Source organism: Slackia equolifaciens (genome assembly GCF_003725995.1).
Classification (GTDB): Bacteria; Actinomycetota; Coriobacteriia; order Coriobacteriales; family Eggerthellaceae; genus Slackia; species Slackia equolifaciens.
Map to the genome: position 1 here is coordinate 42,670 of NZ_QIBX01000007.1, position 26,696 is coordinate 69,365.

The 26,696-nt window shown below is 60.5% G+C and carries 18 protein-coding genes; 16 read left to right on the top strand and 2 right to left on the bottom strand.

Annotation, left to right across the window (positions count from 1 at the left end; translation table 11 throughout):
* The first annotated feature begins 607 nt into the window (after positions 1-607).
* Both DMP06_RS05315 and DMP06_RS05320 read left to right on the top strand, forming a co-directional pair.
* Positions 608-1,696 carry a response regulator transcription factor gene (locus DMP06_RS05315; protein ID WP_161957828.1) on the top strand — a complete coding sequence of 363 codons (1,089 nt, stop codon included), beginning with the start codon at positions 608-610 and terminating at the stop codon, positions 1,694-1,696.
* A gap of 125 nt (positions 1,697-1,821) precedes the next feature.
* Complete coding sequence (locus DMP06_RS05320; RefSeq protein ID WP_123208715.1) at positions 1,822-2,340, top strand: ferritin; 519 nt, start codon at positions 1,822-1,824, stop codon at positions 2,338-2,340.
* Between the two features lie 145 nt (positions 2,341-2,485).
* Here the strand turns inward: DMP06_RS05320 and DMP06_RS05325 are convergent, their stop codons facing one another.
* The gene (locus DMP06_RS05325; protein WP_123208716.1) at positions 2,486-3,397 is read right to left on the bottom strand and encodes a LysR family transcriptional regulator; all 912 of its coding nucleotides are present in this window, start codon (positions 3,395-3,397) and stop codon (positions 2,486-2,488) included.
* Between the two features lie 464 nt (positions 3,398-3,861).
* Between DMP06_RS05325 and DMP06_RS05330 the strand changes: the two genes are divergently transcribed.
* From DMP06_RS05330 to glmS, 10 genes are all read left to right on the top strand, one after another.
* Positions 3,862-5,589 carry an FAD-dependent oxidoreductase gene (locus DMP06_RS05330; RefSeq protein ID WP_123208717.1) on the top strand — a complete coding sequence of 576 codons (1,728 nt, stop codon included), beginning with the start codon at positions 3,862-3,864 and terminating at the stop codon, positions 5,587-5,589.
* 478 nt (positions 5,590-6,067) lie between these two features.
* On the top strand, positions 6,068-6,982 hold the full coding sequence (locus DMP06_RS05335; RefSeq protein WP_123208718.1) for a hypothetical protein: 915 nt from the start codon (positions 6,068-6,070) through the stop codon (positions 6,980-6,982).
* On the top strand, positions 6,949-8,061 hold the full coding sequence (locus tag DMP06_RS05340; protein WP_123208719.1) for a hypothetical protein: 1,113 nt from the start codon (positions 6,949-6,951) through the stop codon (positions 8,059-8,061). Before DMP06_RS05335 ends, DMP06_RS05340 begins: the two co-directional genes overlap by 34 nt.
* 126 nt (positions 8,062-8,187) lie before the next feature.
* Positions 8,188-9,279 (top strand): hypothetical protein, encoded by a 1,092-nt coding sequence (locus DMP06_RS05345; protein ID WP_123208720.1) that lies wholly within the window; start codon positions 8,188-8,190, stop codon positions 9,277-9,279.
* A gap of 80 nt (positions 9,280-9,359) precedes the next feature.
* Positions 9,360-9,950 carry an ATP-dependent Clp protease proteolytic subunit gene (locus DMP06_RS05350; protein WP_123208721.1) on the top strand — a complete coding sequence of 197 codons (591 nt, stop codon included), beginning with the start codon at positions 9,360-9,362 and terminating at the stop codon, positions 9,948-9,950.
* A 47-nt stretch (positions 9,951-9,997) separates the two neighbouring features.
* Complete coding sequence (locus DMP06_RS05355) at positions 9,998-11,395, top strand: VirD4-like conjugal transfer protein, CD1115 family (RefSeq protein ID WP_161957829.1); 1,398 nt, start codon at positions 9,998-10,000, stop codon at positions 11,393-11,395.
* 174 nt (positions 11,396-11,569) lie between these two features.
* Positions 11,570-12,319: an ATP-binding cassette domain-containing protein gene (locus DMP06_RS05360; RefSeq protein WP_161957830.1), complete on the top strand. Its 750-nt coding sequence runs from the start codon at positions 11,570-11,572 to the stop codon at positions 12,317-12,319.
* A gap of 144 nt (positions 12,320-12,463) precedes the next feature.
* Positions 12,464-15,256, top strand: a complete 2,793-nt coding sequence (locus DMP06_RS05365) for a YhgE/Pip domain-containing protein (protein ID WP_123208724.1) — start codon at positions 12,464-12,466, stop codon at positions 15,254-15,256.
* 125 nt (positions 15,257-15,381) lie between these two features.
* On the top strand, positions 15,382-16,659 hold the full coding sequence (locus DMP06_RS05370; RefSeq protein WP_123208725.1) for an ATP-binding protein: 1,278 nt from the start codon (positions 15,382-15,384) through the stop codon (positions 16,657-16,659).
* Positions 16,660-17,006: 347 nt separating this feature from the next.
* Entirely contained in the window at positions 17,007-18,848 is a 1,842-nt protein-coding gene (gene glmS, locus DMP06_RS05375; RefSeq protein WP_123208726.1) for a glutamine--fructose-6-phosphate transaminase (isomerizing), read from the top strand.
* Between the two features lie 222 nt (positions 18,849-19,070).
* Here glmS and DMP06_RS05380 read toward each other — a convergent pair whose 3' ends face one another.
* Positions 19,071-21,023 carry a fructose-1,6-bisphosphatase gene (locus DMP06_RS05380; RefSeq protein ID WP_123208760.1) on the bottom strand — a complete coding sequence of 651 codons (1,953 nt, stop codon included), beginning with the start codon at positions 21,021-21,023 and terminating at the stop codon, positions 19,071-19,073.
* 264 nt (positions 21,024-21,287) lie between these two features.
* Between DMP06_RS05380 and acpS the strand changes: the two genes are divergently transcribed.
* The 4 genes from acpS to ligA all read left to right on the top strand — a co-directional run bounded on the left by acpS (position 21,288) and on the right by ligA (position 26,083).
* Positions 21,288-21,911 (top strand): holo-ACP synthase, encoded by a 624-nt coding sequence (gene acpS, locus DMP06_RS05385; RefSeq protein ID WP_123208727.1) that lies wholly within the window; start codon positions 21,288-21,290, stop codon positions 21,909-21,911.
* 102 nt (positions 21,912-22,013) lie between these two features.
* Positions 22,014-22,904: an NAD(P)H-hydrate dehydratase gene (locus tag DMP06_RS05390; protein ID WP_123208728.1), complete on the top strand. Its 891-nt coding sequence runs from the start codon at positions 22,014-22,016 to the stop codon at positions 22,902-22,904.
* A 150-nt stretch (positions 22,905-23,054) separates the two neighbouring features.
* The gene (locus DMP06_RS05395) at positions 23,055-23,669 is read left to right on the top strand and encodes an HdeD family acid-resistance protein (protein ID WP_161957831.1); all 615 of its coding nucleotides are present in this window, start codon (positions 23,055-23,057) and stop codon (positions 23,667-23,669) included.
* Positions 23,670-23,944: 275 nt separating this feature from the next.
* The gene (ligA, locus tag DMP06_RS05400) at positions 23,945-26,083 is read left to right on the top strand and encodes an NAD-dependent DNA ligase LigA (protein WP_123208730.1); all 2,139 of its coding nucleotides are present in this window, start codon (positions 23,945-23,947) and stop codon (positions 26,081-26,083) included.
* The last annotated feature ends 613 nt before the right edge of the window (positions 26,084-26,696 follow it).

The following is a 26,696-nucleotide window of genomic DNA, read 5'->3' on the forward strand; positions in this document are numbered from 1 at the left end:
TGTGTTGTGTCGATGTTTCGCGCTAGCGATTGCCGTTTTGCCGCTTGGCTTCTGGATGAGTTGCGGGGTGCGGCGCAGGTGCGTCTTTCGCCAACTCGGAATCTTGCTGGCGCGTCGCATCGGATGGTTAAAGCTTGCTGCCCGTCCTGCATGCGCGCAATCGGTATAATGCACGTATTGTGGGGGATGAGGGGTATCGGTAAAAACGCACGATGCCCTCTGATGAGGGGAAACGTTCTTTATGACAATGGGTCTTCCGACTACGGGGCGAATCAAGAAGATGCTCCGAGGCGCCCGCGTTTATGCGTTATTCGGGGTTGCGTCGCTTTCCGCATGGTTGCTGCTTCTGGCTGTTTCGCCTGTGTTTTCTCGCACGCCTACGCTTGCGGGGGAGTTTCCTTCGTGGCGTCTGCTTGTATGTGTGGTCACGGCTTGTGCTTTCGCAGTGGTCGCAACCTCATCTCGCGTTGGGCAGTGGGTCTCAAGCGGCCGGACTCATTTTTTTGCTATAGCGGCTTGCTGCGGTGCCTGTGGTTTGTTTGGCGTTCTCATTATCGAATTTTCACAGTCATTAGCATTGGGCGTTGTTTCGTCGGCAATGACGGCGGTGACACTTGTCTTGCTGTGCTGCGTGTGGACATGCCGCATTTCGAGCGTCATGCTTCGCGATCGCGTTCTCATTTTGGCCGGAGGAGTGATGGCCGGCTGCGTGGTGTACAGCATTGTTGCTCTCATTCCTCAACCTTTTGCGCTTTTCGTGGGTGGCTGTCTTCCTGCGACGTCTATTGCGTTTGCTTTTGCCGCTGATAGCGCGGATGCGCCAAGAGGGTATTCGAGCCAAGGTGGAGTATCGGTGTTCCCGTTCGAGGTCGAACTTGCTTCGTCGGCTATTTTATTTGGCGTGCTATTTGTGCTGTGCGGCCATGCGTTTCCTGATCGAGAAGCCCAGTGGGTTTCTGCCGTTGCGCCCGGCATGATTCATGTGGCGGCACTTTTTGTTCTGGAGGTCATCATCACGCTGGTGATGATGTTTGGGTCGGGAAGGACGAATCCTCTCATTGCGGTTCGCCCCTCGGCTATCGTGGTCGCAGTGTCGCTGTTGCTCTTGCCTTTTGCAAGCGAGATATGGCGTATGGGCTGTCTGGCGCTTGCGTTCGCTGGCTTTGGAAGCTTCATGGTGTATTTCGTGATAGTCATGGGTAATATTTCGCAGGAGCGCGGAGCCAATGCCTCTCAGGTGTGTGCATGGGGCATGCTGCTTGTTGTCGCGGGGGCGCTCATTGGGGAGGTCCTGTCGGTAGTGCTTCTAGCCATCCGGCCGATAATGCCGATAGATTATGTCAGCGCGCTGAGCATCTGCGGCCTGTTTGTCATGGTGGTTATGCAGTGGGGCATGGCCAAACGCTACGATTTGGCGCATGAGACACGCGAAATGGGCGGACATTATTTTTTGGACGAACGTCCCGCCGAGGCTTTGAAATTCCAAGAGATCGCCCGTCATTTCTCGCTTTCTCCGCGTGAGACTGAGGTGCTCGTAATGCTGGCAAAGGGGCGCAGCATTCCTTATATATGTGAAGCTCTGTGTATTTCCAAAAGTACGGCGCAAACTCATGTACGCCATATATATGACAAGATGGAAGTGTCGGAAGGCCGCCAAGGACTCATTGACGCCATTGAGCAATTTGGAGCCCAATAGGTTCTCATCGTGACGAAACCATGTCGATTTGCTTATTGATACTCATTCTCAATAAGAAACGGCATGCGTCATCGTACAATGAGACTACGCAAATGATTTCGCTTTGACACAGGAGGAGAATCATCATGGATCAGAAAGTCTACGAGCTCATCAACGCCCAGATTAATGCCGAGCTGTACAGCGCGTACCTGTACCTGTCCTTCGCTGACTACTACGAGGAAGAGGGCCTTGAAGGCTACGCCAACTTCTACGAGATTCAGGCGGCAGAGGAGCGCGACCATGCGCTGATCTTCCGTAACTACCTGCATGAGAACGGTCAGAAGGTGAAGCTCTCCGCTATCGCGCAGCCCGACAAGACCTTCTCCAACTTCCTGGAGCCCCTCGAGGCTGGTCTGGAGCACGAGAAGTACGTGACTTCCCTGATCAACGACATCTACTCCGCTGCCGCCGAGGTCAAGGATTACCGCACCATGAAGTTCCTCGACTGGTTCATCGAGGAGCAGATGGAGGAGGAAGACACCGCCGACACGATGATCACCAAGATGAAGCTGTTCGGCTCCGATGCCAAGGCGCTGTATGACCTGGATCAGGAATACGCCGCCCGCACCTACACTACGCCCAGCCCCCTGGCTGCAGCCGAATAGTCAGCGCTTGCGCTCAACGCAAAAGGCGGGTACAAAGCGGTTTTTGCCGCGTTCTGGCCTGCTTCGCCTCGCAATCGTGCGCTTTGATGCGGAATATACCGCCCGTATGGCATGTGCCGTGCGGGCGGTTTTGTATTTGCGCGCATCATGACGCCAGGCGATTTCCGTCAAGCGTGCGGGCACGCGTTTTCAAGTGATCCACGAACTCCGTTTCGGTCGCGTGAAGGGGACGGCCTCTCATCCAGGACACGCCAAAGGACCAGGTAAGACCCGTGAGCGGAATGGCGCGCACGCGCTCATCGCTCCTAAATGCAGCAAGCGCGCTCAAATGCGGCAGGGTGAAGCCGAGTCCGCGCCCCTTTTGCACGAAATCGTAGATCCAAAAAATCTCAGAGTAGTCGACGAAGCGCGGCAATCTTACGCCCGCATCTTTGCACAGGCGCTGCATAGCGGATCGGCACTTGAAGTAGTTGCCCGGCATGGCAAGCCGTTCGCCTGCAAGCTGATTGGCGCATACTCGTTGATCACGGGCAAGCGGATGATCGCACCGCACCCAAATTTCGGTGCCGGTGGAGTATAGCGGCACAGTTTCGAGGTCATCGACAACGGGCAGAATATTCAGCGCCAAATCGAACGCCCCGTCGAGCAGCAACCGATCGCATGTCGCATCGGGCACCTCAGTAACCAACACGTCGACGTTTGCGTGTTTGTGTTCGAACTGTCGCACAAAATCGGCACCCAGCATGCCCAATACTCCAAGCGATGCCACCAGCCGGATGCTGGTGCGCTGCTGCGCGGCGATCTTTTCGAACTGTCCCAGCAACAGGTTACGTTCTGCCTGCATGTGACGCGCAAATCGGTATAGCTCGTCGGCGTACGGGGTGGGGCGGCGCTTGCCTGCGTCGTCTTGCTGAAACAGCGGGACGCCCAGGTCTTTCTCCAATCCTCGGATTGCTTTGGCAAACCCCTGTGGCGACATAGGAATTCTGCTTGCCGCCACGCTAAAATTGGGCGCCTCGTATGCGGCGACGAAGTAGTCGTAGCTGTCTTTGACCATGATATCCCTCCCCCAATTGCAACCCGCGTTTTATTGCCGCTGCGCGTCAATCCTCTCGTGAAACTTGTCGCTTCATCGCTCTAATGCGCGGTCGCTCCCTTTGCGCCGTTTCCCCTTTAACATGCGCACGTTTCACTATACCTGCATCCAGCGTCACGCGAAACGCCCGAAATAGCTTCGGTCTTGTTGAAGCCATTGGTTACATTGCGAATCTTCCGGCTACATCAAAACTGATGCATCCGCTGGTCAAAGGGGCAATAATCGGATTGTGGCAAAGCCGCCAAGTGAGAGGCGAAGGCGAGCGGGTACGTTAAGGTGCGGCCGTGCAAGGGTTTGGGCAGAGGTGTAAAGAGCGCGAAGCCCAAACCAAAAGCCCCCAAGCGAAAGCCCCATGCGAGCACCAAACGCTCCGGCGGCGCACAGGAGGGATTCCGCCTTGCGCGGAAACATCTAAGGAGGAAGTCATGAGCAAAGCAAAACGCATCGATGTCAGCCGCAGGAGTTTCCTGGCGGGTGCGGGTCTTCTGGGGATGGGGGCCGTTGCGGGGACGGGTCTTCTGGGCTGCAGCCCCAGCGCCTCTTCTGAAGGATCCGCCAACGCTTCGGGCGACGCATCTTCTGCGGGTGATGCAGCTGCCACGGATTCTGCATCCGATGTGTGGGCCATTCACGAGCTTGCCGAGCCTAGCGAAACCATTTCTGCCGACGTGTGCATCGTGGGCGCGGGCGGCACGGGCACTGCGGCGGCCATCCAAGCAATTGATTTGGGCCTGAAGCCCGTCATCATTGAGCGCGAACCTGGTTACGGTGGATCTTTCGTGGGAACCGAAGGCATGACGGCTTTGGAGACCCATTTTACCGAGGCGGACGGCGGTGTTTATTTTGCCGGTGCGTACAATCCTGATGAACCCTACACCGTAAAAAACGCGGTAAATACGTGCTTGAACTACCATCACTGGATTCCTCAGCACAAGCTTTACGAGAACTACTTCGCGCAAACCGCCGAGACCATCGAGTGGCTTGAGGGACACGGCGTGAAATTCGAGGGAAACATTTCCATCGGCAGCGGCCCTAAGGTATGGCATGTGTATGACAAGGGCGACAACTCCAGCCCGGGCGGCTACTTCATGCAGTGCTTTAGCCAGGAGGCACAAGATTTAGGCGTTGAGGCACACTTCGGTTATTGGGGCCGTAAACTGCTGCGCAACGAGGACGGTAGTGTTGCCGGCGTTCTGGCTGAAGATGCCAATGGTAATGTGCTTCAGGTGGATGCGCCTGTGGTCATGATTGCCACCGGCGGCTACGCCAACAACAGCGAGTTCCTCTACGAGGTGTCTGAGACCAAAAACGAGAACATCCAGGCCATGGGCATGCCTATCCGCGAGGGCGACGGTATCAAGATGGCCAAGGATGCGGGCGCGGCAATGGCCGAAGGCCTGGGCACCGTGATGTGGTGCGGCCCTGTTCCCATCGGAGCTATTAGTGCGGTTTGGACGATTGATGCGTACTCCGCCGGTGTCCAGCCCACCGTGTGGCTCAATGAGCTGGGGGAGCGTTTCTGCAAAGAGGATCTTTGGATCGATGATTTCTCTGCCGCTGGTGTGTGCGTGCGCAATCAGCACAAGACCTATGCCCTTTTCACCGAGGCAGATATGCTGCGTTGGGAAGAGAGCGGCCCGTATGGCCAGGTGTTCTCGTTCGGTACGCCAGGCACGCCGCTTTCCGAAGCGCGCGAAGTGCTGATGGAAGCCGAGGGTGTGCACGTGGGCGATGACTTGGCCGCGCTGTGCGAAGAGGTGGGGCTTGACGCCGCCGCGGTGCAGGCGACTATCGAGCGTTACAACGGATACTGTGATGCCGCCGCCAAGCTCGACCCCGAAGACACCTCTGCCGACGAGGAGTTTGGCAAGAAAGCCAAGTATATGTACAAGATGGAGGAAGGCCCCTACTGGCTGCTCGAGACCGCCGATGGCTACTACACCACCTGCGGCGGAATCAAGGTGAATGAGAAGATTCAAGTACTTGACGAAGAAGGCCAGGTTATTCCTGGGCTGTATGCCGGCGGCTCCGACGCGGGAGGACTCTACGGCGATTCTTACGACGTGAAGTTTGCTCCCGGTTCTCAGGCTGGCTGGGCTGTGAATTCCGGACGCCTTGCCATGAAGGATGCTAAGGAGTACCTGGGCAAATAGCGTCTTACCGCAAAGCGATTCCAGCTTGATATCCTTATTTCCTGCCGAACTTTTTCTTTCGCGTCTCGGCTCGCCGTCCCCCTCCCTCCCTTAAGGCGGCGAGCTGGGTTTGCAATCAGTCTAGCGTCGCCCGTATGGGCGGCGCTTTGCGTTTACGGGGCTTTAGCGGAATTGCGATGCCTCTTCATTTATGGGACGCCCCGCGGAGGGTCTCGTCTCCCGTGAACGACAGCGATTTGACGTGGCGCCCCCTGCAATTCGTTTCCGTAAAAATAACGATGCTATACTGCAACGATGTGATTGCATGAAGCAAAAAACTCGCGTATGCGCGAAACGGATGTCCGTAGTCGCCGGGATGCTCGGCATGACGAGAGTAACTTTGCGTACACGCGAAGATGATTCGTGAGGCGGTTGTGCCTGGCGCCGCAGCCAAGCCAAACTGCCAGGTTGAGATTCATGCGAGAAGGGGAGGTGCGGCATGTCCGATGCCCAGAGCTCTCAGCAGCGGGCATTTGTCCGTGCGGGAGAGATTCAGCATTCGCTCGAGGCGATTGAGGCGTTGGCGCTGGGGCGTTCTGCGCGTCTGTCCGAAGGCGTGCATCTCGAGGGCAGCATAGATGGCCTGGTGAGCGCCTTGCTGGGCACCTATCTCCCGCGACGGGACCGCATCGACCTTCATGAGGGCGAGGGTGCGTGGGCTCCCTATGTCAAGCAGGCGTTGGATGATTTCGACGAATCGGTTCGCGTATATGAGGCGGCGCTGTATTGTTCCATCGTGTACCTTCTTGCCAGCTCGGAGCTCGATGCTCAGGAGGATGGTGCGCGAACAGCGGCCGGAAACGGCGGGGGCGCGCAAGGTGCGGATACGCTCCTCAGCCGATCGAAAGCCACGTTTGCCTCGCTGGTCAAATTCTTCGAACCGGAGCTGTGGAGCGTTTGCGATATGGATGCGCCCGTGCTCGATAGCGGGGAAGGCGCGCTTGGTGATCCGTATGACATCCTGGAAAGCGGGCACGATGTTCAGCCGTATCCTGCCTCTGTGCGCATGTTGCATTTTTACGACAAACTCACTTTCAGCCCGCTTGTGGGAGAGAGGCTCGCACGCCGCAACCTTCTTGATGGCGCCGGGCGCTACGATGAGATGATGGAAATTCTCGCAAGCTGTTTCGCGGAAAATCGCAGCTCCGCGACCATCCAGGCGTACTCGCCCGCCAAATTGCTGAGCTATATCGAAGGCATAGGCGATGCTGTAGCGCGCATGGTGGATGCATATCTGAATGCGCAAGGTTTGGCGCCTCTGTGCGATGATCAAGGATTTGCTCAGGTGATGGCCGCAATTGAGAACGCAAAGCGCGTCGCGTGGCTCGCGTCTCGACGGGCGGGGCGTGCGTGATGGCTGAGAGCCTGAAAGACGATTTCTACAATCGTCTGCGCAAAGATTACTATGCCTGCCGCGCACGCGATGGCCATGTGCGCGCATCGTTCGTGTATAGGTTTCTTGCCGCCCGCGAAGCGTCTAAAAACGCACGTCGCACAAAGCTTGCCGCCGAACGCAACGCCCTTTTGCAGCTCCTCGATGAATGGGGCTCGGCAGCCAACGTGCCCGGCTTTTCTGCCGAAGCCTCAGACCGTGCGGCTGTGCGCCGGCGTGTGCAGGAGCTCGATGCCATGATTGCCCAGGATGTGGAGCACGCATGCGAGGTATTCTTCGAAAACCATGGGTACCCGGTGTCACGCCAGGGCGCGGTCGAGAAGCGCGGGCGCAAGCGCGATAAGGCGCTAGATATGATCGATGCATTCTGCAGCGAGCAGGGGCTTCGCTTGAGTGCAGATGCGCAGCAGGCGATTGCTGCGCAGAATGAGCCTTCGCTTGAAGAAGCCGAATCTCTGTACGACGCCGTTGCGTTTGACTCAGAAAGGCGCCGCATGTTCGCGCCGCTCTTCGCGGATGCGCATACGGGCGTGGTGCTGGCTATTGTCGGGATAGATTGGCTGCGCGCCGAATTGGCTCTCGAGGTATTAAGGCGCTTCGCGTCGGATTCGTCGAATGCTCCAAAGGGCTCCGCGCTTCATTCGGCGCTGACGGCTCCTCACGCACAAGACGCTGTTGAAGCCGCCATTGGAACGGGCGAGGCACCTGTTTGTTTCCTCGCCGTGATCGAGCCTGAGGAGTACATTCCTGAAGAGGTGGAATACATCCAGGCGAATACGAGCATTTTGTTCAGCGTGAGCTACAACGATGGTGCACAGAGCGTGCTTTGGGATTTCGCGCAGGCATTCGATCGCTACGAGGTAGTGCGCGCTGAGCGCCTCAATTATTTCGTGCGCGTTGAGAACGGCTATGCGCCGCAGGAATGTTCAAGAACGTATAAAGCCCTCTTTAGGCAGGTCGATCAAGGTTTTGATACCGCAGCCTACGAGAGGGCAATGCTCGATCTTGATACGTCGCTGGAATCGGTCATCGGCCGATAGCGCGGTCGATTGCTTTGTCTGCGATCCCTCTGTTCTTGTTCCGTAAAAATTACGAATATTCTTTTGCCGTCTTCCGTAAGATGCAGGCATGCAATAAACGACCAGCATGAACGACAGGAGACGAGCATGAGCACAGTGATGAGCATGAACGAAGCGACGAGCATGGGTGCAGCGGCAAGCGTGAGCGCAGCAAGGGGCATGAGCACGGCGACGGGCGCAAGCACAGCGGCAAGCGTGGATGCGGTGCCGCCCGCCGTCGGCGCAACCTCAAGCCAGGCGGTCGGCAGCCGCACGGGCGAAGGCCAGGCAGCCGCGAGCCAGGCTGCCGTCAACCGCACGGGCAAAGGCCAGGCAACCTCGGGCCAGGCTGCCGTCAACCGAGCGGGCTCAGACGTCCCGCTCGCTTCACTCGACCGCCGTGTCGAAAACGCCCGCAAGGGTGTCCCCACCGGGCTTGACGCGGTTTTCGCCATCATGTTCGAAGTGGCAGAGGCCCCGCTTTCAAAAATCTACGGCGGCAGGGCTGCCTGCGCGAGCCGCGCCCTCTCTGCCGTACGGGTGCCCTTCGACGAGGGCATGCGCATGCCTTACGGGGAATTCTGCCAGCGGGCGTTCGAGCTCCACGACAAGGAGCCGAAAAGGTATCGCACGGTAGCCCGCGAAATATGCAAGCGGTTCCGGCGCGAACTGGAGCTGCGTGAAACAAGGCGCCAGCTCCTAGAGGGATACGACGTCAAGGCCCCTCGGTACAACAGGCTCATGTTTCTGTGGGGCAGCATCCTCTCCTCCGATTACCTGGAAGCGTCGTGCCTGATCATGAACGGCTCTTCCACTGATGAGGTGCTGCGGGCGATTGAACGGAGCGAGGCGGGCTGCCCCAAGGACATCGCAACGCTTTGCGCGGAGCCCCGTAGTGAGTTCACGATGGACGAGCTCTCGCACATGACCGTGACGGTGGAAGACGATGCAAGCCAGGATGACATTCTGCAGGAAGCGGCGCGCGTGCTCTGGGAGCACGGCGCAGAAGAGCCATCTGCGGAATCGGAGGCGCCGAGGTCGGCCGATGAGGCTTCACGGTTTGACGAGGTGGGAGACGAGAAGGACGAGGATATCCTCGCCGAAGCCCTGCTTATTGAGCCGTTTGCGGCTATCTACCGTGCCGACCAAATGGATGCCGATCAAACCCCCTTCATCGATTGGGATGAAGAGATCTTGTAACGGGCGGGTGCCGCCACGATATCCGTCGCCCGACGCTCCGCGCTTCTGCGCGGAGCCGTCCCCTACGAAAGGAGCCTTTCATGGCCGAAACGTTTAGTCCCTTCATCGTGCGCGAAACAAGCAGCGGGTTTATTCGTAGCTCTATCTGCGACGACATGCTCGACTTTCGCGAGATCGAGCTCGCGGGCGAGATAGATGACCCGCTGGCCAACGAGGTAATTCGCCAGATGCGCTATTTGGAGCGCGTCGATAGCTCTGCCCCTATCACGGTGTTTATCAACTCGATTGGCGGCGTAATCTCAAGCGGACTTGCCATTTACGACACCATGCGGGCGCTTCGGTGTCCCGTGCACACGGTATGCCAGGGTTTGGCCGCGAGCATGGCGGCCGTGCTGCTTGCGGCGGGCGACCATCGGCTGATGCTCGCTCACGCCAACGTGATGATTCATGACCCGCTGGTGGCAAGCCCCGGCATTTCCGGCAGCGCCCGCCACCTGGAATCCAAGGTGCGCAACATCATGGAGACCCGCGAGCTTATGGCTTCGATTCTGGCGAAACACACCGGCCGCACCCTGAGGGAGGTGTACGAGAAAACGGCAAACGACACCTACTTCGACGCTCGCGAGGCAATAGCGTTCGGCCTAGCGGACGGCATTCTAGAGCGCTTCTAAATCCATATATGACGTATGAGCACATCACCAGCGAAAGCGAGGATGCTATGAGCACGAAAACCGCATGCACTCCCATCACCCATCTGCTGCCCCGTAAAGGCGAACGCATTTTGGCCGAAGGCGTGTTTGTGCGCAACGACGCGCACTCCACCGGCCTTAACAACAACGACCTGATCATAGGCACAAGCGGATCGGGCAAGACCCGCAGCTACGTGAAGCCCAATCTTCTCGCCTGCGAAGGGAGCTTTATCGTGGCCGACACCAAGGGCGAGCTCTACGGCAGCCTGCGGTGCTCCCTCGAACGCCGCGGCTACGAGGTGCAGCTGCTCGACCTTGTGAATATGGCCCATTCGCCCTGGGGGTACAACCCCTTGAGCCACATACGCTTCGACGGGGCAGCGGGCCGCTATTCGCAGCAGGACATCATGTCGGTGGTGGCAGCTCTATGCCCCGAAGAGAGGGTCGACGATCCGTTTTGGGATAACTCGTGTCGTCTGCAGCTTTCGGCGCTTGTGGGGTACGTGCTAGAGGCGCTCCCTCCCGACGAGCGCCATTTGGGAAGCGTTGCCGCCTTGCTGGCCATTATGAACGAGGGCAAGAAAGGCATCAGCCTTCTGAACCTTCTGTTCTCCGAACGCGGGTACATAGACTCTCAAAGCTTTGCCGCTCAAAAGTGGAAGATGGCAAGAGGGGTGCAGGAGGCGGACAGGACCCAAAGTTGCATTCAGGGGTTCATCGCCGAGAAGCTTGACCATTTCGCCTACGATGCACCTCTGCATCTGTTCACCTGCGAGCGCCAGGTCGATTTCGCCCGCATGGGCTCAACCAAGGTGGCGCTGTTCATCAATGTGAGCGATGTCGATCGCAGCATGGACCGCCTGACGAACCTGCTTTATCTGCAGGCGTTGCAGAGCCTGTGCCGCGCGGCCGATGCCGAACCCGATCGCCGCCTGGGCGTTCCGGTTCGCATCGTGCTGGATGACTTCGCCTCGAACGTTACCATTCCCGATTTCGACCGAATCGTGTCGGTCGTTCGCTCTCGCGAAATCTCGGTGAGCATCATCATCCAGAGTCTCTCCCAGCTTGAGGCCATGTATGGCAAGTCTCGTGCTGCGACCATCGTGAACAACTGCGACCACATGCTCTACCTTGGCGGACAAGATGTTGAAACGGCTCAGTTCATAGGCATGAAGGCCAACAGGGCCGCGAGCACGATTCTGGCCATGCCGGTAGACGGCGCCTATTTGTTCGAACGTGGCGCTACGCCTCGCCAGGTGTCCAAGTTCGACCTCGATCTGCACGAGCGCCAGCTGCAGTGCGAAGCGGAGTCCGAGGCGACCCCTCGTGTGAACGGCGAAAGACCCGCGGTGCGCGGGGCGCGTGGCATCGCGCCAGAAGATTGCGCGGAGCCTGTTAAAGACCCTTCCGGCCGCGAGGCGGCATAGAGGGGCCGAAGGGGGCGGTGTGCTCCCTTCTTTTTTCCAGCTTGGAAACAAAATGGGGGATTGCTCGCCACAGGACCTGTGCGTCCAAAGCGCGGTGGTACTATTGCTCAATTCGAGGGAACTCACGCACGGCTGGCGCATGCGCGTCAGACACGCCAAAGAAGGATGCAGGGCATGACTCAGGCTGAACAACCGCTCAATGGGTTTGAAAAGGGATTCACCGCCGCCGATGAAGCTTGCAGCGTCGTTTCGCTTGTGCATAAAGCGCAGGAAGAGGAACCGACTTCCGCGCCGGGAGAGACGTATGCTCGGGCTCGCGAACTTGGGCTACGTACGTCGCAGGGCTGCCCCTACGCCGGTATGACGTTTACCGTGCGAAAGGGCGAGCTTACGGCGCTGCGCGGGCGCGACGGCAGCGGCAAAACGGCGCTTCTGCTTACGCTCGCCGCGCGTATGACGCACAACCAGGGAGAGCTTGCCATTCTGGGCGAGCCCATGCCAAAGCGCGCCCGTAAGGTGCAGCGACGCATTGGACTTGGGCTTGTCAAAGGCGTGAACGACCTGCGCCCCAACCTGACGGTGGAGTCGACGGTCGCCGCCGAGCTGAGCCTGTTCGGCAAGCCTGCCAAACGCGAAAAAGTGGAGAGCTACCTGCGCTCGTGGCAGCTGGAAGGCGCTGCTCGCATGAACGTGGGCGACCTTCCCGCCGAAAAGCTGCAGCAGCTCGGCATCGCATTGGGTATGGCGGGCGATCCCGAGGCGCTTGCGGTAGACGATGTGGAAACGGGTCTGACGCTGCGTCAGTCCACGCGTCTTATGGAGCTGCTTGCGCGCACCGCGCGCGAGCGCGGCGTGGCCGTGATGGTTGCTTGCGCCAGTCGCGATCTGGCGCAGATGGCCGACTGCGTGATTGAGCTGAGTTAGGGCAGGCGCCGTCGCGGGGTTCTTGTGGCGGCGCGCGGTTTTTTTTGGAGCGCGCATCGTTGAGCTCCGCGAGCAAAAATCCGAGGGTTCCTCGGTCGTGGGGCTCGGACGATTTGGCGGTACTTCGCATGATGGGGGAAGAGCATGGCATTCGGAGGGTTTCGATTCGCCGGTCTTGAGCTGAAGAACATCCTGGGCGGCGCAGGCATGAAGGCGCTGCTGGTGGCGCTGGCCGTGATTCCGTGCCTGTGCGCGGCGTTCTATCTGGCGTCATACTCCGATCCGTACAAGGCGCTTGAGCGCGTGCCGGTTGCCGTGGTCAACTTGGACGAAGGCGCCACCATCAACGACGAAGAGCGCAATGTGGGCCAGGAGGTGTGCGACGACATTGCCGCGCGTTCCGATGGCCTGCAATGGAACTTCGTGAGCGCCGAGGAGGCGCAGGCGGGCATGGAGGCCGGGACGTACTACATGACCTGCACGATTCCTGCCGATTTTTCCGAGAAGATAGCCTCGGCCGATTCGGGCGATCCCAAGTCGGCCAGCATGAGCGTTGAGTACAACGAATCGCAAAATGTGACTGCAAGCCAGGCGGGTCGCAGCGTATGGCAGCAGATTCAGGGCGAAGTGACCGATTCCGTCACGCGCCAGTATTGGAATGCCGTGCTTACGCGCACGAGCGACGCAGGCCAGAGCATGGAGGAATCCGCAACGGGCGCCCAGCAGCTCGCCGAGGGCATGGACACGGTGGTCGAGGGCAATGCGGGCATTACCGAAGGCATCGCAGGTATCGGTCAGGGCGCGGCGGCATTGCAGAGCGGCCTGGGCGCTATCGCATCGGGCGGCGACGCGCTCGCGCAGGGCACTGCGGCGCTTTCCTCCACGGGCGGACTTTTGAGCCAGGGCGCGAGCGCGCTTGCCGTGGGCACGCAGGCGCTTGCCGGTCAGACGAGTGCGTTGGGCGAGCAGACGCAGCAACTGGCTGACGGCGCCCAGGCTATTGACCAGGGCCTTGGTGCGGCGGTGCAGAGCATAGGCAGCTCCGATGATGATCTGAGTGCGGAAAACCCCACGCTGGCAGCTTCATCGCAGGCGGTGACCGATGGCCTTGCGCAGCTGTCGGACGGTCTTGCTCTGATCCAGGATGGCGCGGTGGCGCCCTTGAAGCAGGGACTTTCTGCCGTGAAGGGCTCGATTGATGACGTAGCGGGTGATTTGCATACGCTTGCCGATGATGCGGCCGCCTCCGAAGACGGCCAGCAGAGCGCGTCAAGCATTCAGGAAGCGACGGAGGCGGCGTCTGCCGTATCGCAGCACGTGTCCGATGCGCAGGAAGGCGTGGGCTCGGCAGACGAGAGCGTGTCTTCTGCCCAGGGCGATGTTGCTGCTGCCGCCAGCGCACTTAAGGAGCTTTCTGCGGCGGGCACGCTCAGCGCGCAGGATCAGGCAGCCGTGGATGACGCCCTTGCGCGCCTCGCCTCCGCCGATGAATCCCTCGCCTCTGCGGATGCCTCCCTTGGCGCCGCGTCATCGTCGCTCGGTTCCGCCGCCGAAAACGCCCAGTCAACTTCGGCGGCTATCGCAGGCATCTCGAACAGTTCGGCAGCCGGCATATCCGCGCGGATCGAGGCGGCGGCGCAAGCGCTCGATGCGGTTTCCGCTTCTGCCATCGGCGCCAAGGATGACACGGTGTCGCTAGGTGATCTGGGTACTGCCGACGGCGAGAGCGATTCCTCTTCGGGTGCCGACTCCGCCAAGGTCACGTTGTTTGCCGCGATCAACGGAATCGATGCCGGGCTCGACTCGACGCAGGCCGCCATTGGCGATGCGGACACGCCGGGCGCCTCGCTCGCCTTTGCGTCGAACGGCGTCACGCAGGGCATCGACGCGTTGGGCGAGGGGCTTTCGCTCACTCAGCAGGGCACCTCGGCGCTCTCTTTGGGCACCACGGCACTCGCTGCGGCTACTCCCTTGCTCTCTGAGGGAGTCACGCAGCTCGATCAGGGCGCACAGGGCGTTGCCACGGGTCTTGAGGCGTACATAGGCGGCGTGGATGTGCTTGCCCAAAGCGTGCCCGCATTTGTGCAAGGGCTTTCAGGCGTGGCAGAGGGAACGGGCGCGCTGGTCAGCGGCTCCAACATGCTCGCTCAGGCGTCGGGCCAGATGGGCGAGGGCCTTTCTATGGTGGGCGACGGCGTGAGCTCCATCGCCGACCAGCTGACCGAGGATTCCGACGGACTGCATATGCCCCAGGCCGAGATCGATGATAAGGCCCAGATGATGTCGACTCCCGTGGAGCTCGACGAGGGCTATTACACGCATGTGGATTCGTTCGCTGCAGGCATCGCTCCGTATTTCTGGGCGGTATGTTTGTGGGTCGGTTGTCTCATCGCGAGCTTCGTGCTGCGTCCGCTCGACCGTCGCCTGGTGGCGTCGGGCGCCAACCCGTTCGCGGCGGCGTTCTCGGGCTTTGCGCCCATGGCGCTGCTCGCCGCGGCTCAGTCGCTCGTGCTTATGGTGGTGCTGCAGTTCGTCTTTGGCATGCAGGTGCAGGGTGCGGCGCAGTTCTATGCGTTCGGCCTGCTCGCAGCGGTGGCGTTTGCGGCGATCATACAGTTGCTCTCCGCGGCGTTCGGCCTGGGTGGACGCTTGGCCGCCGTGGTGCTTCTCATGTTGCAGATCGCGTGCGCGTCGGGCGTCTTTCCCGTGGAGACGGCGGGCGGCTTGTTCCAGGCGCTGGGCCATATCGTGCCTATGACCTACGCGATTGACGGCATGCGCCAGATTATGTGCGGCGTGGGCTTTAATGTGGCCGCGCAGGCTGCCGTGGCGCTCGCCGTGGTGGCGATCGTCGCGTTCGCGCTTACGGCGCTTGCCGCCTACAGGCGCCGCATGGTGCGGATGGCCGATTTGCATCCCGCAATGCAGTTGGGCTAAGGGCGAATCGCCAAACCCGAAAATAGAATACCGCCAAATCCGAAAATGAAACCGCGCCAAACCCGAAAATGAAACCGCGCCAAATCCGAAAGTGGTATCATATCCCCAGATAAGAGGAGGCGCGTATGGTTGCTTATATTCCCCGTCTTGCAGACGGTCAATTGCAAGAAAAACTCGAACGCACAGGTGCGGTTCTGGTAAGAGGCCCAAAATGGTGCGGCAAGACGTCAACGTGTGAGCAGCAGGCGCGAAGCGCGCTTAAAATGCGTGACCCCGATGCGTATGCGGCCAATATGGAGGCGGCGCAAATAAGGCCTTCGCTCTTGTTGAGGGGGGAGCGCCCGCGTCTTATAGACGAATGGCAGGTTGCTCCTGTGCTATGGGATGCCGTAATCAACGAAGTCGATGCCGCTGGCGGTCAGCCGGGTCAGTTCGTGCTGACGGGCTCGGCAACGCCCTTTGGCCCTCATGACGATACAAAGCCCAAGCATACCGGGACGGGTCGCATAGCCCGCATTGACATGGACACGATGACCCTGGAAGAATCGGGCGTTTCTTCGAACGAGGTGAGTCTTTCTGCTCTTTTTGGGGGACAAGCTCAGGTCGAGGGTGCTTCGAATATAAGCGTCGAGCAATACGCCGAGCTCATTTGCGCTGGAGGTTGGCCGAGCCCTATTGCTCGTGGCACGCTCGATACAAAGGTCGCGAAAGACTATATAGGCGCAATATGCGAAAGCGATATATCCGAGGCTGCAGGGGTCGAGCTCGATCCGCTACGTGCACGCGCGCTCTTGCGCTCGCTTGCTCGGAATAGCGCCCAGGAAGCATCGCTTGCAACGCTTTTGGCCGATGTCAAAGACGTGGGGGTTGGCATGAGCGAGCCCACGTTGCGTTCGTATCTGAATGCGCTGCGAAAGCTGTTTGTGATCGAAGACATACCTGCGTGGGCTCCCACGTTGCGCTCGCGAACGCCCTTGCGCTCGTCGGCTACGTGGCATCTTTGCGATCCGTCTCTTGCGGCAGCCGCTCTTGAGGCTAGCCCCGATGCTTTGTTGAATGATTTGGTGTCGATGGGATATCTTTTTGAGACTCTATGCGTACGCGATTTGCGTTCTTACGTGCGCTGCATGGATGGCAGCGTTGCGCACTATCGCGACAAATCGGGTCTTGAGGCTGATGTGATATTGCGACTCAATGATGGGCGTTGGGCCGCGGTAGAGGTGAAGCTCGGTGGTGCCAAACGCATCGATGAAGGGGCTTCGAACTTGCTGACTTTGGCAGGCAAAATCGACCAGGCGAAATCCGGTGCTCCAGCGTTTTTGGCCGTTGTGACTGGCGGGCGCTATGCGTATACGCGCGAAGACGGAGTGCACGTGATCCCCCTGGGGTGCCTCTCCCACTGATATTGGTTCCGTTGCGCCTCATTCTCTATCCCGTACCGTGCGCATGGCCGATCTTCACCCCGCAATGCAGTTGGCCTAAGGGCGAATCGCCAAATCCGAAAATAGAATACCGCCAAATCCGAAAATGAAACCGCGCCAAACCCGAAAGTGGTCTGCATCCTGCGCTCCAGGCGGTTCGCTAGGACGGCTCCGGCCGACCTGCCGCGCGGGTATGCGTGCCGTCTGCCCGACGCGTAACGCTCCCTTCACATTGCGGCGCTACAATCTCCCGGTTCTGAACGCGTCGTTCTCTGACGCGGGCGGCCGTGCGACCGTGCGCCGCCCGCGCTGGTGGGAAGGGTACGAATATGTGCGGAATCGTCGGATATACCGGAACGCTCCAGGTCAAAGACATCCTGCTGCGCGGGCTCAAGCGCATGGAATATCGCGGTTACGATTCGGCGGGCATCGCCGTGCAAACCGCTGCCGGCATCAATGTGAAGCATAAGGTGGGCAAGGTCGCCGCGCTTGCGAACATGGTCGACTCCATGGATATCGTGGGTACCTGCGGCATAGGCCACACGCGTTGGGCTACGCACGGCAAACCGAGCGAGCGCAACGCGCATCCGCATACGGCCTGCGCCAACGACATCGCTGTGGTGCATAACGGCATCATCGAGAACTTTGCGAGCCTGCGCGAAGAGCTCGAGGGCCGTGGCCATGTTTTTTCCAGCGAGACCGATACCGAGGTGGTAGCGCATCTGATCGAAGAGGCCTATGAGGGCGACCTGTTCGGCGCCGTGCGCGCGGCATGCAATCGTTTGGCCGGCGCATACGCCATCGCCGCCATCTGCGAAGCCGAGCCCGGAGTGATCGTGTGCGCTCGCAAGGATTCGCCCATCGTAGTGGGCCAGGGCAAAACCGGCGCGCTCGTGGCAAGCGACATCGTGGCGCTCATCGATGAGACGCGCGACGTGGTGGTGCTCGAAGACGATACCTTCGCCAAGCTATCCTGCGATTCGGCCACGGGCGAGACGTCCATCGAGTACGTGGACATGGAGGGCAATGCCATCCAGCCCGAAATCACGCACGTGGACTGGGACATCGACGCCGCCGAGAAGGGCGGCTACCCCGACTTCATGCTCAAGGAAATCTACGAAGAGCCTCGTACCATCCGCGACACGCTTGCCGGGCGCATGGTGAACGGGCACCTGCAGTTCGACGAGCTTGCGCTGAACTATGACGAGCTGGCTGCCATCGATCGCGTGTACATCATCGCGTGCGGAACCAGCTACCATGCCGGCCTCATCGCCAAGAACCTCATCGAGGCGTGGAGCCGTATCCCCTGCGAGGTGGAGGTGGCGAGCGAGTTCCGCTACCGCAACCCCATCGTAACGCCGTCCACGTTGGTGGTGGCCGTGAGTCAGTCGGGCGAGACGGCCGATACGCTGGCGGCGGTGCGCGACGCGCGCATCAAGGGCGCCAAAGTGTTCGGCATTACCAATGTGGTGGGAAGCCCTCTTGCGCGCGAGAGCGACGGCGTCATCTACATCAAGGCCAACAAGGAAATCGCCGTTGCTGCCACCAAAAGCTTCTTGGGCCAGGTGGCTGCGCTCACGCTGCTTGCCATGCTTCTGGGACAGCTGCGCGGCGGTCTCACCACGGCGCAGATCCGCATGCTGTTCCGCGAGCTCGCCGATACCGCTCAGCAGATCGAGCAGATTCTGGCCGATACCGACACCATCGAGGCTGCGGCTCTTGCGTGCAAGGATGCGCAGAACGCCCTGTTCATCGGCCGTGGCATTGGGTCAACTATCTGCTACGAGGGCGCGCTCAAGCTCAAAGAGATCAGCTACCTGCACGCCGAGGCCTACGCAGCGGGCGAGATGAAGCACGGCCCTATCGCGCTGATTGACCCCGGGTTTCCGGTGATCGTGGTGGCCACCAAGAGCCCTACGTACGACAAGGTGATTTCCAACATTCAGGAATGCAAGGCACGTGGTGCGCTCGTGGTGGCTATCGCCACCGAAGGGGACGAGGAAATCAAGAAGCACGCCGATTACGTGATCTACATCCCCAAAGTGCGTGACTGCTTTAGCGCCATCACCGCCAGCGTACCGCTGCAGCTGTTCGCGCGCTCCATTGCGCTCGCTCGCGGCTGCGACGTAGACCAGCCGCGTAATCTTGCGAAGAGCGTGACCGTGGAGTAGAGGTTCATCGATTCGTCGGCCGGCAAAGCGCCCACTGCCGCGGAGGAATCTGGCGGCAGCCCTTCAATCGTCGCCCATGGCGGAAAGGCACGGTTGTTAGCGGTTTATGCTCCAGCAGATTCCATGGAAACGCAAGAGCCGCCCCGTTCCGATGAGCGGGGCGGCTCTTTGCATCGAGGGGCGCTGGCATGGCGTTCGGCGCGCGCTATCGTGCGGCGCGCGTTACGCTCGTTCGGGCAGGGCTCCCTCTCGGTAGGCCTCTATCAGGCGCTCGAGGTCGCGAACGCGCGCGCGTAGGCGGGCGCCGATATCGGTGTCGGCCACCAACGTGCGCTTCTCCATGCGTTCCACCACGCGACGCGTCGAATGGATATCCAACTCGCGCTCCACTGCTGCGGCCGCCGACTCCAACGGCTCATGCGCGGCGAGCACGAATCCCTGTGAGTTCGAGATGAGCGTGTATCCGGCGATGCCTGTCGTGGGCTGATAGGCGCGCGAGAACCCGCCATCGATGGTCAGCACGCGTCCGCCGCACTTCACCGGATCCTCGCCGTCTTTCGCCTTAACGGGCACATGGCCGCAAATGATGCGCGATGCCGCGGGGTCCATCCCAAAGTCCTCGAAGACGACGGCCATGGCCTCCGGGTCGTCGAGGCGTGCGTAGAAGGGGTTCTTGACCTCCTTACGTGCGGCTTTGTCAGCCACGAAGTAGATCTCGAACGTCGCCATCTTGCTCTTTGCGAACAGGGGCGATTCCGGGGCAAGCCACAACCACCACATCAGGTCGCGCCCGCGTTTGCGCTCCACCTCGTCGGCGCTGAAAAATGCCGCGCGCACGTAGTGCTCCAGCGCGTCATAGAGGGCTCTGCCGCAAAGCTCTTCGCCAAAGATGTTCGCATGCATAAGCGAGCCGTCCTGGGCAAGCGGCACGCTCGCGTGGAACAGCAGGCTGCCGTTGGAGATCTTATACAGGCTGCCCACTTTCAGGAACAGGCGCATGTGGCGCTGCAGCTTCTCGCAGCTGACAAATGCCTGCTCGAGGCGCTGCATGACCGATTCTTCCTCGGGCGTGAGCGCATAGGGGTCGGCGGGGTCGACGGTTGGCAGCACCTTATCCGCGAGTTCGTACTCCACGCCGTCCACCACGACGGTGCCGCGATCGTGGTCGATTTTGTCCAGCAGCTTGCGGTCGCTCAGGCCGAACTCGGGGTATTCGTCGATGAGCTGGCCTTCTACCTTGAACTGGATGATGGCCATGGCCTTTTGGATTTTGACGTTCATTTCGTATGCGCGCTCGTCCAAATCGGGATTGCCTTTGAGGCCGAATGCCACGCAAGGGTCATCGCGGTAGGCATCCATGGCAAACGCCGCCAAGGGCAAAATGTTGATGCCGTAGGCGTCCTCGAGAATCGAGAGGTTTCCATAGCGCGCGCAGTTGCGCACCACGTGAGCGATGCATCCACGCTGCCCCAGGGCTGCTCCCATCCACACGATGTCGTGGTTGCCCCATTGAATGTCCAGGCAGTGGTATTTCGCAAGCGTGTCCATGATGGCGTCGGGCGCGGGGCCGCGATCGTAGATGTCTCCCAAAATATGCAGGTGGTCAAGCGAGAATCGCTGAATGAGCAGGCATAGCGCCTCGATGAAGGCCGGGCCGCGCCCGATTCGCACGATGGAATCCACGATGGCTCGGCGGTATTCGTCGCGGTCTACCGCGCAATTGTCTTCGGTCATGAGCTCCTCGATGGCATAGGCGAACTCTTGAGGGTATGCCTTGTGCACTTTGGAGCGCGAGTATTTGCCCGACGCGCGCTTTGCCACGGCGATGAGCCGCTCGACCGCCTGCGCGATCCAGGCATCCGGGTCGTCGAGAGTGGGCAGAATGAGCTGCAGCTTTTCGTGAGGATAGTAGATAAGCGTTGCGAGCTGGCGCTTTTCCGTCTCGGTGAGGGCGTTGCCAAGCGCGTCGTCGATTTTCATGCGGATGGAGCCCGACCCGTTTTTCAGCAGATGCGCGAATGCCTCGTATTCTCCGTGGATGTCGGAGGCGAACAGCTCGGTGCCTTTGGGCAGGCTTAAGATCGCGTTGAGGTTTATGGCCTCGGCCGAGGCGTCGGCGATGGTGGGGTAGGTTTCGGAAAGCAGCTCGAGATAGCGCAGGTCGTCGGTTTGCATGCGAGCCTCCTCGGTGGCGGACGGAGTATGGTGTTTGCGATTATCGCGCATAGCATCCATTGCGGGCACGCTAAGGGGCAAGAAACTCGCAGGAGTCGAGTCGCGTCGGTCGGTGCGCCACGTGGGTTCTTGGTCGCCATCTTGTAGAGCGGTTCCGCGGCGCTCATGCACGAAGGTGATTGTGGGGTACAATACACCCTAGTAAAGCGGCCGATTCTTGGCCGCAGTCTGCAATAGCATTTCGAAACAATAGAAAGGCCCCGCATGCCCGTTGGTCTGGGAGTAGATATCGTCGAAATCGATCGCATGAGGCGCATTCTCGATCGTACGCCGTCGTTCGCGCGCAAGGTGTTCACCCAGGGTGAACAGGATTACTGCAACGCTAAAGCCAATCCCGCTACGCACTACGCCGCTCGCTTTGCTGCCAAAGAGGCGGTGTGCAAGGCGCTGGGCACGGGCATTCTCACAGACGGCATCACCATGCAGGACGTCGAGGTGATTCGCGATTCCCGAGGCAAGCCGGCCGTGGCGCTCCACGGTGCCGCCGCTCGCATTGCGGCAGACCAAGGCGTAGTTGATGTGCCCCTTTCGCTTACATACACCCATAGCGTCGCCGTGGCGAACGCCGTGGCAATCACCAAGGCGTCGCAGGCCGAACGCGAAAAGCACCGCGACGTGAAGGCCGAGCTGGCTCAGCAGTTCAAAGAGCTGCGCGGCATGCTGGACGACCTAAGCGGCGAAACGGCCAGCGCCGCGCATAAGGCTCAAGAGGCAGATGCCCAGGAGCCCCAAGAGGCCGATGCGCAAGAGCCTGCGGATGCTGCAGACGTTGAGCCGTTCCCAAACGTGTCGAGCTCCGGCGTATCGGGGGGGGGGGGCTCCCGGTAAGCCCAAAGAGCATGGAGCAGCGGACGCTATGAGCGCGCTCGGTAATGATGCGAGCGGCATCGTTGCGCAAGGCGCATCGGAAGAATCGGGGAGGGGTCAAGCATGAGAAAGCTCACAAAGAAGGCGATAGCGCAACTGTTTCCGCAGCTCAAACAAGATGCCAATAAATACACGCGAGGCACGTGCGAACTGGTGGTAGGCGACAGGAATTTTCCCGGGGCGGGTGTGCTTGCCACGATGGCGGCAACGCGCATGGGCTCGGGCTACGTCAAGGCGTACACGTCGGACGAGGCCGCTGCCGCGCTGCGCATCGTGCAGCCCTCGGCCGTGATCGCTTCTTTCAAACAGTACGGCGTCGAATGCCACGCTCAGGACGACTTGCATCCCAGCGCTACCGTGGTGGGGTGCGGCCTTGCGGGCACCGAGGGCAATATGACCCTTGTCAAGAGCGTGATCGCCGCAGCGGCGGTGCCCCTGGTGCTTGATGGCGGCGCCCTGACGGCAATCGCTACCGAATCGGGATTTGCCGCACTGGCCGACCATCGTCTGAACGGCTTCTCCGCCATACTGACGCCGCACGGAGGCGAGGCGGCACGGCTTATTGCCGCGCTCCCCGTCGATGCCGAGGTGGCGGATGATTTGCATGACCCCGCTCGGCAGGCGCTCAGGATTGCGCGCGCGTACGATGCGGTGTGTGTGCTCAAGGGGCCGCAGACGTATATCGCCTCCCCGGATGATGCGGGCGCCAAGGATGTCGCCGTGTACGCCGACGGCACGCCCGCGCTTGCCAAGGCGGGAACGGGCGATGTGCTGGCCGGTTGCATCGGAGCGCTGCTTGCGCAGGGGCTAAGCCCGCGCGACGCCGCGGAGCTCGGCGTGGTGATTCACGGCGAGGCCGGCGTTTTGGCTGCGGAAAAACTGGGCGCGTTTTGCGTGACGACCGAAGACGTGCTGCGTTTTATTCCCAAGGCCGTGAAAGAAATCGTCAAATAGCGCCACGCTTGTGTCACTCCGGTTACGAATGACGGATTGTGGCCGCGATTTGCTCTCCGAACGCGTAATCTAGAAACGTGGAATAACGCCGGCGCAATTGCGCTGCAAAAGATGCGCATTCCCGTGGCCAGGCAAGAGAAAGAGGGCGCCATGGCTTATAACAATCGCAATGACAATGACAACATCCGCGTGAGCGTGCTCGATTCGCGTGACGAATTCAGGCCCGGGCGAAACGGCGGGTCGGTTAATTGGCCGCGTTTCGTTTCCGGTGCGCTTTTGCTCATATTCGGATTGATATGCGTGTTCAGTCCCCTCGCGGTGCTTGCGGGGTTCGCCGCCATCGTGGCGTGCGTGATTATCGCGAGCGGCGTGGTGAGCGTCTTGTCGTATATGCGCTCGCGCAATACTATGTTCGCGCAAAGCGGGTGGAACCTGTTCTGCGCTGTGATGATCGTGCTGTTCGGCGTGGTCTTGCTCGCGTTTCCCATGGTGGGCATCGCAACGGTTGCCTGGATCTTCGGGCTGGGCATCGTGCTGTTTGGCGCGGTGCAGCTGTTCGCTGCGCGCCGATTGAGCCTGTTCAGCGGCGGCACATGGGGGCTTTTGGCAGTTACGGGCGTGCTGGAAATAGTTTTAGGCATTCTGCTGTGTATCTTTCCTGCGTACTTGGGAGTGTTCATCGGCCTGTTTGCCATCGTGCACGCCGTGGATATGATTGTGTTCAGCCTGCCTATTGGCCGCGATCGCAGCAACGGTATGTGGTAGGGCAGCGATGAATTGCAATAGGGCGGCGGCGGACTGAAGCGGGGCGGCATCGCGCCGCCGTGCCGCGCTCGATTGCGATGGCGGCTCTCACGGCACCAGCAACATTCTGCGTCTCGCTGCGCAATCCCCGCTTCTGCTCGCTGCCGATTTCGCGGGATGCAGGCGTATCAGGTTCCCTTGTGGCGATGGCTTCTTGGGGCGCCCGCTGAGGGCGTTTCGCATGTATCATAGGCGTTCAGAATCATGCAATACCTTGAGCCCTTACGGAGAATGCCATGGAACAGCTAACCGCCTTCGACGCGGCAACGGCAGCGTCGGTTGTGAGCGACCCCAAGACGCGCATCGACGCCCTTCGCAAAGAAATCGAGCATGCGTCCTATTGCTACTATGCGCTCGACGCGCCCGTTTTATCCGACGCGGCGTTCGACTCCCTCATGCGCGAACTGCGCGAACTCGAGGCTGCCCATCCCGAATTCATCGATCCCTCAAGTCCCACGCAGCGCGTGGGCGGCTATGTGGGCGAGCAGTTTGCGCCCGTGCGCCACGCCCAGCGCATGTATTCGCTGGATAACGCCATGGATCTTGACGAACTCGACGCCTGGATGGAGCGTACGCTCGACGCCATTGGCCACGACACGCAATTCGTGTGCGAGCTGAAAATCGACGGCTCTTCCATTTCGCTCACGTATGAATCGGGCGTGCTGGTGCGTGCCGCCACTCGCGGTGACGGCGTGACGGGCGAGGACGTAACTGCCAACATGCGCACCGTGCGCGACGTGCCACTGCGCCTGCGAGACGCGGGCATTGCCGGGCTGGCGAATGCGGATGCCATGGCAGAGGTGCGCGGCGAGGTGTACATGCCCAAGAAGAGCTTCGACGCGCTCAATGCTGCCGCCGAGGCCAACGGCAAGGCCGGCTTTGCCAACCCCCGCAATGCCGCCGCCGGATCGTTGCGCCAGAAAGATCCCAAAATCACCCAAGGCCGCGATCTTGCTACGTTCATATACGCCATCGCAGACGAACGCGCCATCACGGCGCAAAGCCAATGGGAGCTGCTCCAATGGCTGCGCGACTGCGGTTTCCACGTTAATCCCGATGTAGAGCTATGCGACACACCGCAGCAGGTGCGCGCGTTTTGCGAGCGTGTAGCCGAGAAGCGCGGGAGCCTGCCTTACGACATCGACGGCGTGGTGGTCAAGGTCAACTCCTTCTCCATCCAGCGCGAGTTGGGCTTTACCGCCAAAGCGCCGCGTTGGGCCATCGCCTACAAGTTCCCGCCCGAGGAAAAAACCACGCTTTTGCGCGACATTACCGTGCAGGTGGGTCGCACCGGAGCCATCACGCCGGTCGCCGAGCTCGAGCCTGTGCATGTGGCGGGCTCCACGGTGGCACGCGCCACGCTGCACAACCTCGACGAGGTGCATCGCAAGGATGTGCGCGTGGGCGATACCGTCATTGTGCGCAAGGCGGGCGACGTCATTCCTGAGGTGCTGGGTCCCGTACTGGCCCTGCGTCCCGAGGGGGCGCTTCCGTGGCAGATGCCCGAAACGTGCCCCAGCTGTGGAAGCCCCATCGTCCGCGAAGAGGGCGAAGCGGCGTTTCGTTGCATCTCCATCGACTGCCCCGCGCAGTCGCTTGAGCGCCTGCTGCACTGGGCCAGCCGCGGCGCCATGGACATCGACGGCATGGGCGAGGAGATCGTGGCGCGCCTGGTGGAGTCCGAGCGCGTGCGCGATGTGGCGGATTACTACAACCTTACCGAATACGATCTTGCCACGCTGGAAACGGGTCGCACCAACAAAGAGGGAGAGCCCATCCATCTTGGTTCCACGATAGCCGCAAAGCTTATCGCCGCAATTGAGGCGTCTAAGGGGCGCTCTCTTGCACGCGTGCTGTTCGGCCTGGGCATTCGCCATGTGGGCAAAACCACGGGAGAACAGCTCGCGGCCGCGTTTCCCAGCATGGAGCGCCTGATGTCTGCCTCGGAGGGAGAACTTGCTCAGGTGGACGGCATCGGCGGCGTTATCGCGCAGAGTATCGTCGCGTTTTTCGCCAACGAAGATAATCGCGAGGTCATTCATCGTCTCGGCCGCGCGGGCGTGACCATGGAGGATGCCGCGGCGGGCGATGACATCCCGCAAACGCTTGCTGGCATCACCTTTGTGCTCACGGGCTCGCTCGTGCAAAGCGGCATGACGCGCGACGAGGCGGGCGCGCGTCTGAAGGCTATGGGCGCCAAGGTGTCGGGCAGCGTTTCGAAGAAAACGGGATACGTGATCGCGGGCGAGGCTGCCGGCAGCAAGTATGACAAAGCGGTAGCGCTGGGCGTGCCCGTGCTTTCCGAGGACGACCTGCTCCGTCTGCTTGATGCGGGGTCGCTCGAGGCCGCCGGTATTCCTGGGCGCGAAGCGTAGCAATCCGAGATGTGGCGCGCGGCCCGTGAGGTGCTGGGCCGCGTGCAGCCTGCGGACTCGGGGCCTGCGCCGATTGATAAAGGCGCCAGCCCTTGCATTGGGCCGCGCGCGTAGTCTGCGGGCTCAGGGCGTTCTCTCGCAGAGGCCGGTCCAACTCGCGCTTGCGTTTGGTGCCGCCGCAATGACATTCTCTCGCAGAAACGGCTCTGGGCCGGCATCTGTCGGCGCGAGAAGCTCGTGGGGCCGCGAATGGCGCCCGGCGCTGAAGCGAACTGCGATTTGCCGCTGCACAAACGTCGTTTCGCAATCGCGTAAACGTCGCTCGCCGCAAACAAACGCCGATTTGCCGCACCAGAAACGTTGTCCCGCAACCATATGAACGTCGCTCCGCAAACAAACGGCGATTTGCTGCAGTTTTCGCGCGCCTCCTAAAGTAGCCCAATCGGAGCGAGGCTGTGACCTGGGGAAACGCGAAGCCGAACGGCGGTGTACTCGGGGCACCCCTCGAAAACTGCAGCAAATCGGCGTTTGTTTTCCTTTCGCCTTTGACGAAACGTTGCAAACGTCGTTCCGAGGCGCCGGTCGCGCGAATTAGCGGTATACTGGCAGGGCG

What these genes read in the sequence shown, in the direction of transcription:
- DMP06_RS05320 (WP_123208715.1), top strand. Translation starts at nt 1,822, where the DNA reads ATGGATCAGAAAGTCTACGAGCTCATCAACGCCCAGATTAATGCCGAG.
- DMP06_RS05325 (WP_123208716.1), bottom strand. Translation starts at nt 3,397, where the DNA reads ATGGTCAAAGACAGCTACGACTACTTCGTCGCCGCATACGAGGCGCCC.
- DMP06_RS05330 (WP_123208717.1), top strand. Translation starts at nt 3,862, where the DNA reads ATGAGCAAAGCAAAACGCATCGATGTCAGCCGCAGGAGTTTCCTGGCG.
- DMP06_RS05335 (WP_123208718.1), top strand. Translation starts at nt 6,068, where the DNA reads ATGTCCGATGCCCAGAGCTCTCAGCAGCGGGCATTTGTCCGTGCGGGA.
- DMP06_RS05345 (WP_123208720.1), top strand. Translation starts at nt 8,188, where the DNA reads ATGAGCACAGTGATGAGCATGAACGAAGCGACGAGCATGGGTGCAGCG.
- DMP06_RS05350 (WP_123208721.1), top strand. Translation starts at nt 9,360, where the DNA reads ATGGCCGAAACGTTTAGTCCCTTCATCGTGCGCGAAACAAGCAGCGGG.
- DMP06_RS05355 (WP_161957829.1), top strand. Translation starts at nt 9,998, where the DNA reads ATGAGCACGAAAACCGCATGCACTCCCATCACCCATCTGCTGCCCCGT.
- DMP06_RS05360 (WP_161957830.1), top strand. Translation starts at nt 11,570, where the DNA reads ATGACTCAGGCTGAACAACCGCTCAATGGGTTTGAAAAGGGATTCACC.
- DMP06_RS05365 (WP_123208724.1), top strand. Translation starts at nt 12,464, where the DNA reads ATGGCATTCGGAGGGTTTCGATTCGCCGGTCTTGAGCTGAAGAACATC.
- DMP06_RS05370 (WP_123208725.1), top strand. Translation starts at nt 15,382, where the DNA reads ATGGTTGCTTATATTCCCCGTCTTGCAGACGGTCAATTGCAAGAAAAA.
- glmS (WP_123208726.1), top strand. Translation starts at nt 17,007, where the DNA reads ATGTGCGGAATCGTCGGATATACCGGAACGCTCCAGGTCAAAGACATC.
- DMP06_RS05380 (WP_123208760.1), bottom strand. Translation starts at nt 21,023, where the DNA reads ATGCAAACCGACGACCTGCGCTATCTCGAGCTGCTTTCCGAAACCTAC.
- acpS (WP_123208727.1), top strand. Translation starts at nt 21,288, where the DNA reads ATGCCCGTTGGTCTGGGAGTAGATATCGTCGAAATCGATCGCATGAGG.
- DMP06_RS05390 (WP_123208728.1), top strand. Translation starts at nt 22,014, where the DNA reads ATGAGAAAGCTCACAAAGAAGGCGATAGCGCAACTGTTTCCGCAGCTC.
- DMP06_RS05395 (WP_161957831.1), top strand. Translation starts at nt 23,055, where the DNA reads ATGGCTTATAACAATCGCAATGACAATGACAACATCCGCGTGAGCGTG.
- ligA (WP_123208730.1), top strand. Translation starts at nt 23,945, where the DNA reads ATGGAACAGCTAACCGCCTTCGACGCGGCAACGGCAGCGTCGGTTGTG.